The 14,042-nt window shown below is 41.9% G+C and carries 11 protein-coding genes; all 11 read left to right on the top strand.

Annotated elements, in window-relative coordinates:
* Positions 1 to 5 precede the first annotated feature (5 nt).
* The 11 genes from AC4HAI_RS02855 (at position 6) to AC4HAI_RS02805 (ending at position 13,934) form a co-directional block, all read left to right on the top strand.
* Entirely contained in the window at positions 6 to 1,349 is a 1,344-nt protein-coding gene (locus tag AC4HAI_RS02855; RefSeq protein ID WP_491079706.1) for an LCP family protein, read from the top strand.
* A 667-nt stretch (positions 1,350 to 2,016) separates the two neighbouring features.
* Complete coding sequence (gene rlmD, locus AC4HAI_RS02850; protein WP_491079705.1) at positions 2,017 to 3,375, top strand: 23S rRNA (uracil(1939)-C(5))-methyltransferase RlmD; 1,359 nt, start codon at positions 2,017 to 2,019, stop codon at positions 3,373 to 3,375.
* Between the two features lie 444 nt (positions 3,376 to 3,819).
* Entirely contained in the window at positions 3,820 to 4,113 is a 294-nt protein-coding gene (gene relB, locus AC4HAI_RS02845; protein WP_491079704.1) for a type II toxin-antitoxin system RelB/ParD family antitoxin, read from the top strand.
* Positions 4,106 to 4,444: a type II toxin-antitoxin system RelE/ParE family toxin gene (locus tag AC4HAI_RS02840; protein ID WP_491079703.1), complete on the top strand. Its 339-nt coding sequence runs from the start codon at positions 4,106 to 4,108 to the stop codon at positions 4,442 to 4,444. The genes relB and AC4HAI_RS02840 overlap by 8 nt, the downstream gene beginning before the upstream one ends.
* A 781-nt stretch (positions 4,445 to 5,225) precedes the next feature.
* Entirely contained in the window at positions 5,226 to 6,377 is a 1,152-nt protein-coding gene (locus AC4HAI_RS02835) for an acyltransferase family protein (RefSeq protein WP_491079702.1), read from the top strand.
* 271 nt (positions 6,378 to 6,648) lie between these two features.
* On the top strand, positions 6,649 to 8,199 hold the full coding sequence (locus AC4HAI_RS02830) for a cation:proton antiporter (protein WP_491110366.1): 1,551 nt from the start codon (positions 6,649 to 6,651) through the stop codon (positions 8,197 to 8,199).
* Positions 8,200 to 8,485: 286 nt separating this feature from the next.
* Positions 8,486 to 8,665, top strand: a complete 180-nt coding sequence (locus AC4HAI_RS02825) for a hypothetical protein (RefSeq protein ID WP_491079700.1) — start codon at positions 8,486 to 8,488, stop codon at positions 8,663 to 8,665.
* Between the two features lie 155 nt (positions 8,666 to 8,820).
* Entirely contained in the window at positions 8,821 to 10,581 is a 1,761-nt protein-coding gene (locus tag AC4HAI_RS02820) for a 1-deoxy-D-xylulose-5-phosphate synthase (RefSeq protein WP_491079699.1), read from the top strand.
* A 27-nt stretch (positions 10,582 to 10,608) separates the two neighbouring features.
* Complete coding sequence (locus AC4HAI_RS02815; RefSeq protein WP_491110364.1) at positions 10,609 to 11,535, top strand: aldo/keto reductase; 927 nt, start codon at positions 10,609 to 10,611, stop codon at positions 11,533 to 11,535.
* Between the two features lie 192 nt (positions 11,536 to 11,727).
* Positions 11,728 to 12,726 carry a UDP-glucose 4-epimerase GalE gene (galE, locus tag AC4HAI_RS02810; RefSeq protein WP_491110362.1) on the top strand — a complete coding sequence of 333 codons (999 nt, stop codon included), beginning with the start codon at positions 11,728 to 11,730 and terminating at the stop codon, positions 12,724 to 12,726.
* Positions 12,727 to 12,830: 104 nt separating this feature from the next.
* Positions 12,831 to 13,934 carry a superinfection immunity protein gene (locus tag AC4HAI_RS02805; RefSeq protein WP_491110360.1) on the top strand — a complete coding sequence of 368 codons (1,104 nt, stop codon included), beginning with the start codon at positions 12,831 to 12,833 and terminating at the stop codon, positions 13,932 to 13,934.
* The last annotated feature ends 108 nt before the right edge of the window (positions 13,935 to 14,042 follow it).

Below are 14,042 nucleotides of genomic sequence, written 5' to 3'. Positions count from 1 at the left end.
ACAATATGGCAAACCCTAGATTGACTCATCATGAGGAATTACGCTATAACTATTTGATGAGTAACTTCCACTATCTAACACCCAAAGAGATGGCGGAGTACGACTACTTAAGGCAAAAAGTGGCTGGATCCAATCCAGAGCTTACTGAGGGTCGTTTTGCAGAGCAGATACAAGAAAATCCAGAGGTTCGTTTAGAGGATTACTCTGAAGAAAACGCTGACTTAACACCACAGGGGCTTCCTTTATATCCGGAAGGAAAAGCTAGGACGAGCAGACAACGTTCTAATAAGGACAAGCGCAAGCGCCGGGACAAGAAGTCGTCTGCACCTAAGGCTTATAAACCTTGGGGACGTCGTCTTAAGCGAGTCTTCTGGGTGGCTGTTATGGCTCTCCTTTTAGTAGGTGGTTTGATGGGCTACCGCTTTTACAAAGGAATCCATGATCTCTCTAATGATCCTAATTATCACGCAGCCTTAGTTGAAGAATTCAACGGTGAAGATACATCTGACGGCACTAATATTTTGATTCTAGGAAGTGACAAACGTGTCACTCAGAACGATACAGATGCCAGGACTGATACCATTATGGTAGCCAATGTGGGAAATTCCGATAAAAAGGTAAAGACTGTCAGTTTTATGAGGGATACACTGGTTAATATCTCAGGGGTCAGTGCTTATGAGGGAGCTAAGGATCAAAAGCTCAATGTTGCCTTCAATTTAGGTGAGCAAGATGACCACCACGGTGCTGAGTATATGCGGCAGGTTCTAAAGGATAATTTTGACATCAAGATAAAATATTATGCCATGCTGGATTTTGAAACCTTTGCCAAAGCTGTTGATACCCTATTTCCAGATGGTGTTGAAATTGATGCCCAGTTTGCCACTATAGATGGTGAAGATGTGACTGAAGTTGAGGTGCCAGACGACCTTAATGCTAAAAATGGTGTGACACCAGAACAGACCATCAAAGAAGGTAAACAAAAAATGGATGGGCGAACCTTACTCAATTACGCACGTTTTCGTAAGGATGATGAAGGCGATTACGGTCGCACCAAGCGTCAGCAACAAGTGATGTCAGAAGTCATTAGTCAGACTAAAAATATCTCCAAGCTCTTATCAGGATCAGAGGCGGCAGGAAAAATCTTTGGCATGACATCGACCAATATTCCTTATACCTTTCTTCTTCAAAATAGTGTGGGCTTAATGTCAGACATGTCTAGGGGGGTTGAGCAGCGAACCATGCCTGAGCATAGCGACTGGACTGATGCGACAGATATGTATGGAGGCTCAGGCTTGTCTATTGACTTTGATTATTATCAAAACGAACTCTCAGAAATGGGACTACGCTAGGCTGTAATCAAGTATGATATAATGAGACTGAGACAAAAGTTCTCAGCCTTATTTATTTAGTCAATTTCACTGACTAGGCGCAGTGGTTGGGAGTAAGACTTGTTGGCTATGCCAACTTTAATCTTACCCCTGCACAGTTCATTAAGTGCTTTAGTACCAATGAACCACTGCTGATTGACGGTCCTTATCTTGGGGCGCATTCTTATTTTCAGGCACCCCCTTAAACAGTCCACTGGACTGTTTAACTACCATGCAAGCGATAGCTCCAACAGTTTGGGGAACTGTTGGAGGTTATCTAATCTCATGAACTTACTGTTCATTTCATTTTCAACTTCAAAAGATCTCCCAGACCTTTTGAGCTATGCGGAGGTGGGTTAAAAAGCTCTAGTAGAGCTTTTTAATCGGGAAATAGAGCTTGTAAAGCAAGTGTCAAAATGCTCCAGTGGACTTTGGCAGTCTGGGAATAGCCTGTCAAAGCCTGCCACCTAAAAATAAGAAAGTGGCAGAACTCCGAGTCTAAAAATGGGAAAGCGAGGTAAATCAAAACCGTGATTTTTTCACGGTTTACTGATTGAGTCCAACATTCTTTTGTAGTCTGAGTTTGAATCGACAGTCAATCAGGGCGCCAGGAAGAGATCCAATACTAGTAAACGAGAAATGAGAGAGTATGTTAGAAAAAAATACTATCATAGATGTAACGATTATAGACTTGACCCACGAGGGAGCAGGTGTAGCTAAGGTCGACGGCCTTGTCTTTTTTGTGGACAATGCCTTGCCGGGTGAGCGTATTTCGATGCGGGTCTTAAAAGTCAAAAAGAAAATCGGCTATGGCAAAGTCGAGGAGTACTTGGAGTTTTCCCCTTTTCGTAACCAGGATCTAGATGCTACCTATCTGCGGACAGGAATAGCTGATCTAGGACATCTGGATTATGCTGAGCAGCTCAAATTTAAGCGCCAGCAAGTCATTACTAATCTAGCGAAGACAGCCGGAATTACTGACATTGAGGTGGCTGAAACCATTGGCATGGATGAACCTTATGCCTACCGTAATAAGGCGCAAGTTCCTGTACGTCGGGTCAAGGGACAACTAGAAACTGGTTTTTTCAGAAAGAACTCTCATGATTTGCTTCCTATAGAGGATTTTTACATTCAAGACAAGGAAATCGACCGCTTGATTGCTTACACTAGGGATTTATTGCGTCGCTATGACCTTAAGCCTTATGATGAGGACAATCAGACAGGTCTCATTCGCAATCTAGTCGTTCGTCGAGGGCATTACACGGGGCAGATGATGCTGGTGATTGTTAGCACACGTCTGAAACTATTTCGTATTGACCAGTTGATAAACGAACTGACGCAAGCCTTTCCGAACCTGGTTTCTATCATCCAAAATGTCAATGATCAAAATACCAATGTGATTTTTGGAAAGTCGTTTCGGACCCTTTACGGTAAAACAACGATCGAGGATCAGATGTTGGGAAATCGCTATGACATCTCAGCTCAATCCTTCTATCAAGTCAATACAGTTATGGCAGAAAAGCTTTATCAGACAGCTATTGATTTTTCTGATCTAGGACCCGATGATGTAGTTATTGATGCCTATTCTGGTATCGGAACGATTGGCCTCTCTTTTGCCAAGCAGGTTAAGGCAGTATATGGAGTCGAAGTGGTGGAAGCAGCTGTAGAAGATGCCAAGGCGAATGCACGAAAAAATGGGATCACCAATGCCCACTATGTGGCTTCTAGTGCAGAAGCAGCTATGGATCAATGGATAAAAGAGGGCATCAAACCAAGCCTTATCCTAGTGGATCCCCCTCGTAAAGGCCTGACGGAAAGCTTCATCACAGCAAGTGCTGCCATGTCACCACACAAAATCACCTACATTTCATGTAACCCAGCCACTATGGCACGTGACATCAAACGCTACCAAGAGCTGGGCTACCAACTAAAGAAAGTCCAGCCGGTGGACCTTTTCCCAAACACACATCACATCGAATGTGTCGCTTTACTCGAACAATGCAATTAGATTGTCCGCCTTGCTTACTATTTTAAGGCAAGGCGCTCAAAAGATTCACTGAATCTTTTGACTTCGACAGACGCATCATGTGGAGGTGGTTGCACTGCTTGTACGAGCGAAGTAAAATATAAGATAGCTGTCGAAGAATCAAGTGATGCGGTAAAACTGAACCTCTGAGGGCGTGCTTATTTTTAGGGAGATTAATTTATGGAATGTGATAACTCTTTTAAAAAATCTGAAAGAAACTTTTGGGGAAGTTACCATAGAACTTGTAAAAATGGTTGATGGTGAAACGACAAGGAATCTATCCATTTAAAAATGGCTGCCAGTCACAAAAATATTTAGAGGAACTTTTCATGCATACGGCGTGGCTATATTGAGTTTTTAGTTGAATGATACATTAACTATATGCTACAATGTAAATACATATAGTATATACAAGAGGTGCTTCATATGGCTACTACACAACCTGTTAATTTTCGTGCAGATTCTGCTTTTTATCAACAAACTAAGGACATTTTAGCAGATGAGCAAATCAGTCTTACAGATGTTTTTAATGCCGCATTAAGGAAGATTGCGACTGGCGCTGTCGATGCCAAAGAATTTGTTTCGAGTGACTTGCCAGAGTCACAGTATCAAATTGCTTTTGAAGATTTAAAGAAAGAGATTTTGCTAGGCCATCAAGATATTGCTCAAGGTAAGGTCACAGTGCTTGCAGACGTCAGAAAGGAATTTGGTCTTGACTAATCGTAAACCTTACATCGTTTCCTTATCTGATGCGGCTAAGCAGGATTTGAAAGCTATTCATGAGTACATTGTTCTCAACTTTTATAGCCAACAATCTGCCGATAGTAAAATTGATTTAATTTTATCTGCCTTAGAAACTTTAGAAATCTTCCCTGAAGCTTGTCCCCGTGTGGCGAGCCGAGGTTATGGTGAATTAACTGATGATGGCAAAAGCTACCGCTACATGCCTATTGAGAATTATTTAGCTTTTTATTATATTGAGGAGTACAATGTCTATATTTCTCGTATCATGAATGCAAAGCAAAACTGGGCAAAATTATTTAATAAGTAATTAGGAAATAGTTTTGGAAACTGTGTAGGAAAACGTTATGTTAAAAAGATCAAATAAGTCCATTTGAAGAAAATAATCTTCCTACTTATTTTAAAAAGGACGATTCAAGCTTAGACAATTTAAGAGATGGTTAGGTATTAGTTTTTTAGAAAATGAAGAACATAAAGTTCTCCTTGAATGGATAGGAAATGGAATGATAAAGAAAAAAGAACTGTCATTACAGTAAAATACACTGTAGTAACAGTCTTTTTGTATTTTCGCAGTATAATAAATAGTATAGTGAAAAATTAGCTGAACATCTTGTTGATGAAGTCAGCAAGCAGGAATAGCATTTGCTAATTAGGGAAGCTTGAGAAGGGTAGAAGTCCCACGAATAACAGAAATGGAGAGAACCCATGAAAATAGTAGAAGATGGAGAACAAAACAAGGATATTATCATACTGCCTCATGGTGGTGGACTTTCTTGGTGGAATTACTTTATGAAATGCTTCCTAGAAGTTATTTAGAAATCAAGGACAACCTGTATCATGGAGAGTATTCTATCAATCACTCAGATATATATGCTAAAGAAATCCTAGAAATGTTTATGTAATAATAACCTCTCCATATTGAAGTCACGCTCACCATCACAAAAGCTCTTCCACAAGACACTTGACAGGTTTGCTTAAAGCTAGACCTTCTTTCCATTTCATGTTAGGATGGTACAAGTGTTATAGTTAGTGTTAAGGAATGCCAAAAATGATGAGAGTTTCTTAATGACGATGTATGGAGGGAGGAAGCCATGATGCCAACAAAAAAGAAGCCCAGGGATGCTAATATTGAACTGCTAAGAGTGGTCGCTCTGTTTCTGATCATCATGTATCATATCGTGCGCCATTGTGTCAAAGTCCAGCTGGTTGATCCAGAAAGCTTGGGACGTGAGGTTGTTGATGCCTTCAATCATCCTGTCTTTTATCCTCGCTTGTTGATATTAAATATTATCATGACTTTCGGCAGTATTGGCAATGCGATTTTTATCCTTATATCAGGCTATTTCATGGCCAATAGGGAGGCAAAAGCTATTAAGATCGGCCATATTTCTAAGAAGTTGATCAGCCAGCTTGTCTTTGTGGCGGTAGTTTTGACTTGCTTGCCCCCTTTTATTCAACAGTGGCGACCAGATTTTGCGCTGACTCTGCAGCGCTTCATGCGGATCAACGATGAATTCTGGTTTGTGGGTTATTATTTTGCCGTTATTCTCTTTGCCAAGTTTTATTTAAATCAATTTTTACAAAAGCTGGATCAAAAAGGCTATACCAACTTTCTCTTGATCCTTTTTGCTCTTTTGACCTTCTCTTGGACCAATCATATGTTTCGGTCTCTAGCTAGCGGCTTAGATATCTTGGTGACAGGCATTTTTCTCTATTCACTAGCGGGCTTTATCCGCCGTTTTGATGTTTTCGAAAAGATTCGCCTAACCACCTTTATAGGAGTCGCTGGTTTAAGCTACGTCCTGATCTATATATCTGGCATTAATCAGGTCAACACCAATATTAGAAATTATATGATCAGCGACGAGAAGGAAGAGTTTCTGCAAAGAGTGCCTGATTTTAATAATAGCAGCCTAGTTATTATTATCATTGCTGTCTGCCTATTTGAGATTTTTAGGCGCTTATGCTTGCCCAATAGCCGTGTTTTATCATTCTTAGGCCAATCGACCTTCATGGTTTATTTGATTCATGATAATAGCTTCTTTTACAGTTTGTGGAATTTGAGAGATTGGGTAACAACCTTGGAACGAAGTCCCCAGCTTTTTCTAATGCAGATAGTCAAGTGGTCTCTCTATACGTTTGCAGCAGGCGTTGCCGTTTATGCGGCTTATCTCTTAGTCAGATGGCTGTTGAGATACAACAAGTGGCTGTTTGTGAAAACTGATCCAGATCCTAATGGATAGCTCCATGATAAAAGGCGACGATGATACCAGTAAAATCAAGCGGCTCGCCTTGAAGGCCAAGGGGAGCCGTTTTTAGTATCCTTAATCAAAAGATGAGATCAAAGAGATAACAAATCACTGACAATCTTATGACAAACAAGCCCCAAGGCTAGCAGGCAATAGGTGAAAATGATATAATACCAAAGATTTTGACCGAGGACGGGACAAGGATTGATATAATCGCAGAAATGTGACAGTTCAATGTTCCCAGACCTTTTCAAAGGAGATTGTTATGACAGAGATTTTTATTTCACTAACCATTATTACCTTTATATCAGCAGTAACCCCCTTAGTAGCTAGACTAATTCCCAGACAGGTCGTTCCTGAGCCAGTCCTCTTGATTGCAGCGGGAGCCCTTCTTGGACCTCATAGTTTAAATATGATTCATGCGCATAGTGAAGCCTTGGAACTGCTATCAGAGTTAGGCTGTGCCTTCTTATTCTTACTGGCAGGGTATGAAATTGACCCTAAAGTCATTGTCGGAAAAGAAGGAAAGAAAGGGTTTTGGACTTGGGGTGTAACCTTTGTGATTGGTCTAGCAGTCGCAGTCATCATGCCCAATATTGCCTCAGGTAGCCAAGGGGTGATTGCAACCGCCCTACTCTTTACCACAACAGCTCTGGGAACTCTTATGCCCATCCTTGAAGAAAGAGGGCTCATTGGAACAAAAATGGGTGATACCATACTAGCCTACGGGACCTGGGGAGAGGTATCGACAGTCATTGCCATGGCTATCTTATTATCAGCTCGATCTACCTGGCAAACAGCAACGATCTTGGGCTTGCTGCTGATTCTTTGTATTTGGCTGGGATTTTTGGGAAATAAAGCGGTTCAAGGTGGAGGGAGTCTCTACAATTTCTTGAAAGCAAAGGCAGATACCAATTCTCAGATGACCGTTCGTATCACTATTTTATTGATGATTGTCTTGGTTGCCTTTTCATCGCTATTTAAGTTGGATATTGTCCTAGGAGCCTTTGCGGCAGGATTTGTTCTTCGCTTTGTCATGCCAGAAAACTCTCACCTCTTGGAGAAAAAGCTCAATGGATTGGCTCATGGTTTTTTGATTCCCCTCTTCTTTGTTATGTCTGGATCTAGTATCAACATGAGTGCTGTTGGTAAACGCCCAGGCTTATTGCTAGCCTTTATCGCAGCCTTGATTATGATTCGTGCCATTCCTATTGTGATTTCCCTTTCGTTAGAGAAAAATCCCAAAGAACGTCTCAGTCTCCACAATCGTTTTTCCGTTGCTTTTTATTGCAGTACAGCCCTTCCTTTGATTGTTGGTATTACAGGAATAGCAGTGAAGGACAATTTTATGTCCAGTGACATTGCTTCGACTTTAATTGCAGCAGGAGCGATTACAATCTTTTTGATGCCCTACCTTGGAGCTCTGACTTACACCGTAGTAGATGCTGATCCTATCACAGCTGTCAGGGAGTTCATTCATTCTCCTAAGGAACTCACTACCATTATCAATCGCCACAGGGAGTTGGAGCGCTCAAGAATTCACGATTATCAGGACTATGCCGCTAAGAAAGTTGCCTGGGGACTAAACCAAATCAAAAACCAAGATGAGCAAGAAGAGTTACGAGTCCTCTTGAGGCAAAATAAGTCAGAGATCGATCGTTTCCATCACCAACAATTAGAAAAACGAAAAGAACTCTATGATAAGCACAGAGAATCTTTGACAGAGCTCTATCGTAAATATCATAATGGTGAAGTGCCGAGTGACCATTTCTTGCGCATTTTAGAAAATAAAGAACTAGACCGAAACTATGACTAAGCAAGAACGAGAGTGGGACTCAGTCAGTAAACCGTGAGAAAATCACCGTTTTGATTTACCTCGCTTTCCTATTTTTAGGTAGAATGCTTTGGCAGTCTATCCCCAGACTGCCAAAGCCCATTGGAGCTTTTGACCATTGCTTTGCAGGCTTTATTTCCCGATTAAAAAGTTCTACATAGCTCAAAAGGTCTCCCAGACCTTTTGAGGTTGAAAATGAGATGAACAGTAAGTTCATGAGATTAGGTGGCTTCCAACAGTTCCCCAAACCGTTGGAGTTATCACTTGCATGGTCGTTAAACAGTCCAGTGGCCTGTTTAAGGGAGCGCCTGAAAATAAGAATGGCCCCAAGATAAGGACTGCCAATCAGCAGTGGTTCATTGGTACTAAAGCACCTAATGAACTGTGCAGGGGTAAGACTAAGCCGGCAAGTCAGCGAGTCTTGCTCCCAACCACTGCGCAAATCTAATAAATAATGCTACGAGTCTGGGCTTTTGTCCCAGACTCGTTCTTTGGTAAAGTGCCAGTAAGGGCGATCCTACTTACAGGGCATATGTCTATTTAGTTGCCTTGGAGTTAACTCCAAGGTGTATAATGACGGCATGAATAAAGGAGGAATAAGTGATGTTAGAAAAGATTCAATCACCTGCTGATTTAAAAAATCTATCGGCAACCCAACTCCAAGAAGTTGTAGATGATGCCCGTCAAGCTCTTTTAGAAAAATTGAGTCACCATGGTGGTCATAACGGGCCCAACCTTGGTGTGGTTGAGATGACAGTAGCTATGCATTATGTCTTCCAATCGCCTATCGATAAGTTTATCTTTGATGTATCGCATCAGACCTACATCCATAAAATGCTAACTGGCCGTGCCCAAGCCTTCACAGATCCAGCTCATTATGATGATGTGTCTGGCTACACCAACCCTAGAGAAAGCGAGCACGACCAATTCATTGCTGGTCACACCTCCACCTCTTTGTCCTTGGCATCAGGTGTAGCGCGTGCGCGTGATTTAAAGGGAGAATCTTACAATGTTGTGGCTCTAATTGGAGATGGCTCTCTATCAGGGGGGATGGCTTTTGAAGGCCTGAATCAGATTGCGACATCAGGGACTAATACCATAGTGATCGTCAATGATAATGACCAGTCAATTGCTCCTAATCCACAAGGGGGGCTTTACACAGCTCTGCGTACCTTGCGTGAAAGTAAGGGAGAAGCGGCAAATAATCTTTTCAAGGCACTTGGCTTTGATTATCGTTATCTAGAAGAGGGCAATGACCTTCAGTCCTTGATCCAACTTTTTGAAGATGTCAAAGACAGCGATCATCCTGTCATTTTACACATTCATACGATCAAGGGTAAGGGATTTAAACCAGCCGAAGATAATCGTAACAATTTCCATGCTGGTGGACCATTTAGTCTAGAGACAGGGCAGTATCTAGATCAAGGAAATAGTCAAGAAACCTACAACAGTCTGACGACAGAATTAATCGTCAACAAGATTAAGCAAGATCCAACCGTTATTGTTCTCAATGCTGGTACACCTGGGATTATTCTATCTATGGATCAACGGCAAGAGGCAGGACGACAATTTGTAGATGTGGGGATTGCTGAAGAGCAAGCAGCTACTATGGCAACAGGACTAGCACAAAATGGTGCTAAGCCAGTCTGGGCAGTGACAGCAACCTTTATGCAGAGGGCTTATGACCAGCTATCACATGATATGGCTCTCAATAAAGAACCAGCAACTGTCTTAGTTTACGGAGCTTCCAGCCAAGCCATGAATGTGGAGAGCCACCTGGGCATTTTTGACATGACCTATGCTTCTCATATTCCTAATATAGTCTACCTAGCACCGACCAGCAAGGAAGAACATTTGGCCATGGTGGATTGGGCTGTTGATCAAACAGACTATCCAGTTATTATTCGTGTCCCATTTGGAGAAGTTAAGGAAACTGGTCAGGCTGTACCAGCTGATTTTTCAGCTATCAATAAAAATTTGGTGACACAAGAAGGTAAAGGCGTAGCCCTCTTTGGTCTCGGCAACTTCTACCACCTCGCCAAGGAAGTTGCAGATGTCTTAGCAAAAGACCATGCTATAACAGCTACCTTGGTCAATCCTCGGTTTGCTTCTGGATTGGATAAAGAATTATTGGACTCTCTTGAACCTAACCATGAAGTTGTAGTGACCCTTGAGGATGGCCAGCTCGATGGTGGTTATGGACAGACAGTAGCTAGCTACTTGGGTGATACAAACTTGAAAGTTCAAAATTATGGTATCAGCAAAGCCTTCCACGATCGATACGACCGCTCTGAACTCTTACAAGCCAATGGATTGACAGTTGAAAACATTGTAGCTAAGGTGTTGGCTAGTTTAGAAAAGTAGTCTTGATAAAAGAAAAGAGGAAAAATCATGAAAACTTATGATATTGTTAACGGCCCTAAAAATGTTGCAGCCATCGTCCAAGGTTGTATGCGTATGACAGATTTATCAAATGGGGAAGCAGCAGACGTTATCAGAGCTGCCTATGAATCAGGAATTACTTTTTTTGATCATGCCACTAGTTATGGTAACGGAGCAGCTGAGAGCCGTTTTGGCCAAGCCTTCAAGCTGACCGATATTAAGCGTGAAGATATTTTTATTCAAACCAAACTCGGCTTACGCTTTGAACGTCACGAGTTTGATTGGACCAAAGAAAATATTTTGACCAGTGTCGATGAAAGTTTGGAACGCTTGCAAACCAATTATATTGACTCACTCTTGCTCCATCGCCCTGATGTTTTATTCGATCCAGCAGAAGTTGCAGAAGCTTTTGATGAATTAGAAAAAAGTGGTAAGGTCCGCTATTTTGGAGTCAGCAACCTTATGCCCTTACAAATTGAGCTGCTTAAGAAATATGTTAAGCAACCTCTAGTATTTAACCAGCTTCAGCTTTCTATGGAGCAGTCCCAACTGATTGACCAACCGCTGTACATGAATAACAAGGAGACAGATATGTCAATCAATCGTGATGGTGATACACTGGATTATTGTCGTCTTAATGACATCACCATTCAAGCCTGGTCTCCTCTACAATATGGCTTCTTCCAAGGAACTTTTGTCGATAACCCAGATTTTCCAGAGCTAAATGCCGCTCTTGATAAATTTGCCAAACGTGAAGGAGTTACCAAAGCAGCCATTGCCTTGGCTTGGATTTTACGCCATCCAGCTCATATGCAAGTGATTATCGGAAGCATGAATCCACAGCACATTAGAGAAGCGGCTCAAGCTAGCAAAGTAAGCCTGTCACACCATGACTGGTATGAACTCTACCTAGCATCCGGCAAATACCTTCCTTAAAAATCAGAAGAAAAGTCAATTTTATACAGACAAATCAGCCCTTCTAGGACTGATTTTTTCTATGCTAGGGTTTATGGAAATTTTAGAATTTAACCTGTATAATTGACATAAAAACTCGATGAGCTATTGGGTAAATAATGTTAGGAAAGGAATCTGCCGGAAAGCTAATATCCAGCAGAAATTGTGAGAATTATGGCCATTATGGTTTTAGGTGGAGCAGGTTATATTGGATCTCATATGGTTGATCGTTTGGTCGAAAAAGGAGAAGAAGTAGTTGTTGTCGATAATCTTACAACAGGGCACCGTGCTGCGGTCCATCCAGACGCTCATTTTTACCAAGGCGATTTAGCAGATCAGGAATTTATGCGCAAAGTCTTTGCAGAAAACCCTACAGTAGATGCCGTTATTCACTTTGCTGCCTATTCTCTGGTGGCAGAGTCAATGGAAAAGCCACTCAAGTATTTTGATAACAATACAGTCGGCATGGTTAAACTTCTGGAAGTTATGTACGAGTGCCAGATCAAGTACATTGTCTTTTCCTCAACAGCAGCCACTTATGGTGTTCCAAAAGAAGTTCCAATCAAGGAAACGACGCCTCAACACCCCATCAATCCCTATGGTGAAAGTAAGCTGATGATGGAAACTATCATGAAATGGGCTGATCAGGCTTACGGTATTAAATTTGTTCCTTTACGCTATTTTAATGTTGCTGGCGCAAAACCAGATGGCTCAATCGGTGAAGACCACGGACCTGAAACCCATCTCTTACCCATCATCCTACAAGTGGCTCAAGGAGTTAGAGAAAAAATTATGATCTTTGGAGATGATTATGATACGCTGGATGGCACAAATGTCCGTGATTACGTGCATCCTTTTGACTTGGCAGATGCCCATCTTCTAGCTCTTAACTATCTTCGTCAAGGAAATCCCTCAACTGCCTTTAACCTTGGATCTGCTACTGGATTTTCAAATCTTCAAATTCTAGAAGCCGCTCGTAGGGTGACAGGTCAAGAGATCCCAGCCGAAAAAGCTGATCGCCGCCCAGGAGATCCTGATATTTTGATTGCAGATTCCCAGAAAGCTCGCAGTATCCTTGGCTGGACACCAGAATTTGATGATATTGAAACCATTATCGAAACGGCTTGGTCTTGGCATTCAAAACATCCAAATGGTTATGGAGATAAGAAATAATAGAAAAGTTTTCAAGGATAGATCCAGAAGGCTAATAATGGTTCGGCATTGCTCAAGCTAAAAGAGTCTGTTATAATGACACTTAAGAATAAATGGAGGAAACTATGAATCAACAAGAATGGATTGAATATTTCACACTGGTTTACGGACGAAAGCCTAGTATCCCAGAAATGGCACAGGCCGCTAAAAACGGTGAATTTACCATGGTTGCAAAATCTGAACCGTCTCAGACGCAACAACCTTTATCACAAGATAAGACGATAGAGCAGCCCCAAGTTCAGCCTGAGCCTATAGAGAAGCAAGATCCTGTAGTTGAGCCTGTTAGTCCAGTACAAGCTGAAGCAAACTCAGTGGCAAATGAGCCTCCAGCAACACCTGCGCAGCCGCTATCGGAGACTACATCTATGCCAGCTGATCATTTATCAGAGAGCAGTGTGGAAGAGACAATGCCTGCACAAGAGCAGGAAGCTGTTTTTGAAGAGTCACCAGTAGCTCCGCAAGTGAGCCAAGATTCCTCAGCAGAAGTTGCCTATGCTGATGTGACAGAAGCTTACCAGCCTCAGCCATCAGCTGAAGCTTTCCAACCTAGTCAACCTCAGCCAGAGCGGGTTGCTCAAAGCTTTGCTCAACCTGTATCAGCTGAGCCTTCTCAAGCTGCTACCAATACCTTCCAAACACCAGCACAAGCAACCACCTCTCAGCCTGAGGAAACGGGATCCGGGCAGACGTTGGCATCGACAATCGCAATGATGGTGCTAGCCTATATTCCAATCTTTTTCTTAACATGGTATGAGATCGGTCTAGTCTTTCCAACACTCAATTTATTGATACAAGGTATCTTAGTGTTCTTCCTTGCGATCATTAGTTCAGTCGTCTACTTCCTACCGACAATTCTAAGTACCGCCAAAAATAAGTGGACCCTGTTTATTGTCAATTTCCTCACAGCTTGGTCCTTGATTGGTTGGATTGTTCTACTAGTGTTAGCTATTAGGAATAATAATCCTCAACCAGCCCAGCCAGTTTCTGCTAAGACTGCACCTGGCTATACCCAGGAAAGCCCATCAGCTGCCTTAAATATTAGCCAAGCAGCTGTTGACGCCACCAATTCGGTTGCTCAAGAATTGATGAAATTGCAAGCGCTCAAAAACCAGGGTGTCTTGACAGAAGAAGAATTTCAAGCACAAAAAGCTAAAATTCTAGGAAATTAGAGATATAATCTTGATAAAAAATAAGACAAAAGGCTGAGAGCTTTGCTCTCAGCCTTTTTACGTGGCAAGATAATAATAATATAGTCAAAAAATGAATTCTAATCCCCC

The sequence above is a fragment of the Streptococcus sp. ALY_208 genome, from assembly GCF_058314295.1.
The sequence above is the reverse complement of the archived record's forward strand: the minus strand, read 5'-3'. Positions and strand labels throughout refer to the sequence as shown.

What these genes read in the sequence shown, in the direction of transcription:
- rlmD (WP_491079705.1), top strand. Translation starts at nt 2,017, where the DNA reads ATGTTAGAAAAAAATACTATCATAGATGTAACGATTATAGACTTGACC.
- AC4HAI_RS02830 (WP_491110366.1), top strand. Translation starts at nt 6,649, where the DNA reads ATGACAGAGATTTTTATTTCACTAACCATTATTACCTTTATATCAGCA.
- AC4HAI_RS02805 (WP_491110360.1), top strand. Translation starts at nt 12,831, where the DNA reads ATGAATCAACAAGAATGGATTGAATATTTCACACTGGTTTACGGACGA.
- AC4HAI_RS02815 (WP_491110364.1), top strand. Translation starts at nt 10,609, where the DNA reads ATGAAAACTTATGATATTGTTAACGGCCCTAAAAATGTTGCAGCCATC.
- relB (WP_491079704.1), top strand. Translation starts at nt 3,820, where the DNA reads ATGGCTACTACACAACCTGTTAATTTTCGTGCAGATTCTGCTTTTTAT.
- AC4HAI_RS02855 (WP_491079706.1), top strand. Translation starts at nt 6, where the DNA reads ATGGCAAACCCTAGATTGACTCATCATGAGGAATTACGCTATAACTAT.
- AC4HAI_RS02835 (WP_491079702.1), top strand. Translation starts at nt 5,226, where the DNA reads ATGATGCCAACAAAAAAGAAGCCCAGGGATGCTAATATTGAACTGCTA.
- AC4HAI_RS02820 (WP_491079699.1), top strand. Translation starts at nt 8,821, where the DNA reads ATGTTAGAAAAGATTCAATCACCTGCTGATTTAAAAAATCTATCGGCA.
- AC4HAI_RS02825 (WP_491079700.1), top strand. Translation starts at nt 8,486, where the DNA reads ATGGTCGTTAAACAGTCCAGTGGCCTGTTTAAGGGAGCGCCTGAAAAT.
- galE (WP_491110362.1), top strand. Translation starts at nt 11,728, where the DNA reads ATGGCCATTATGGTTTTAGGTGGAGCAGGTTATATTGGATCTCATATG.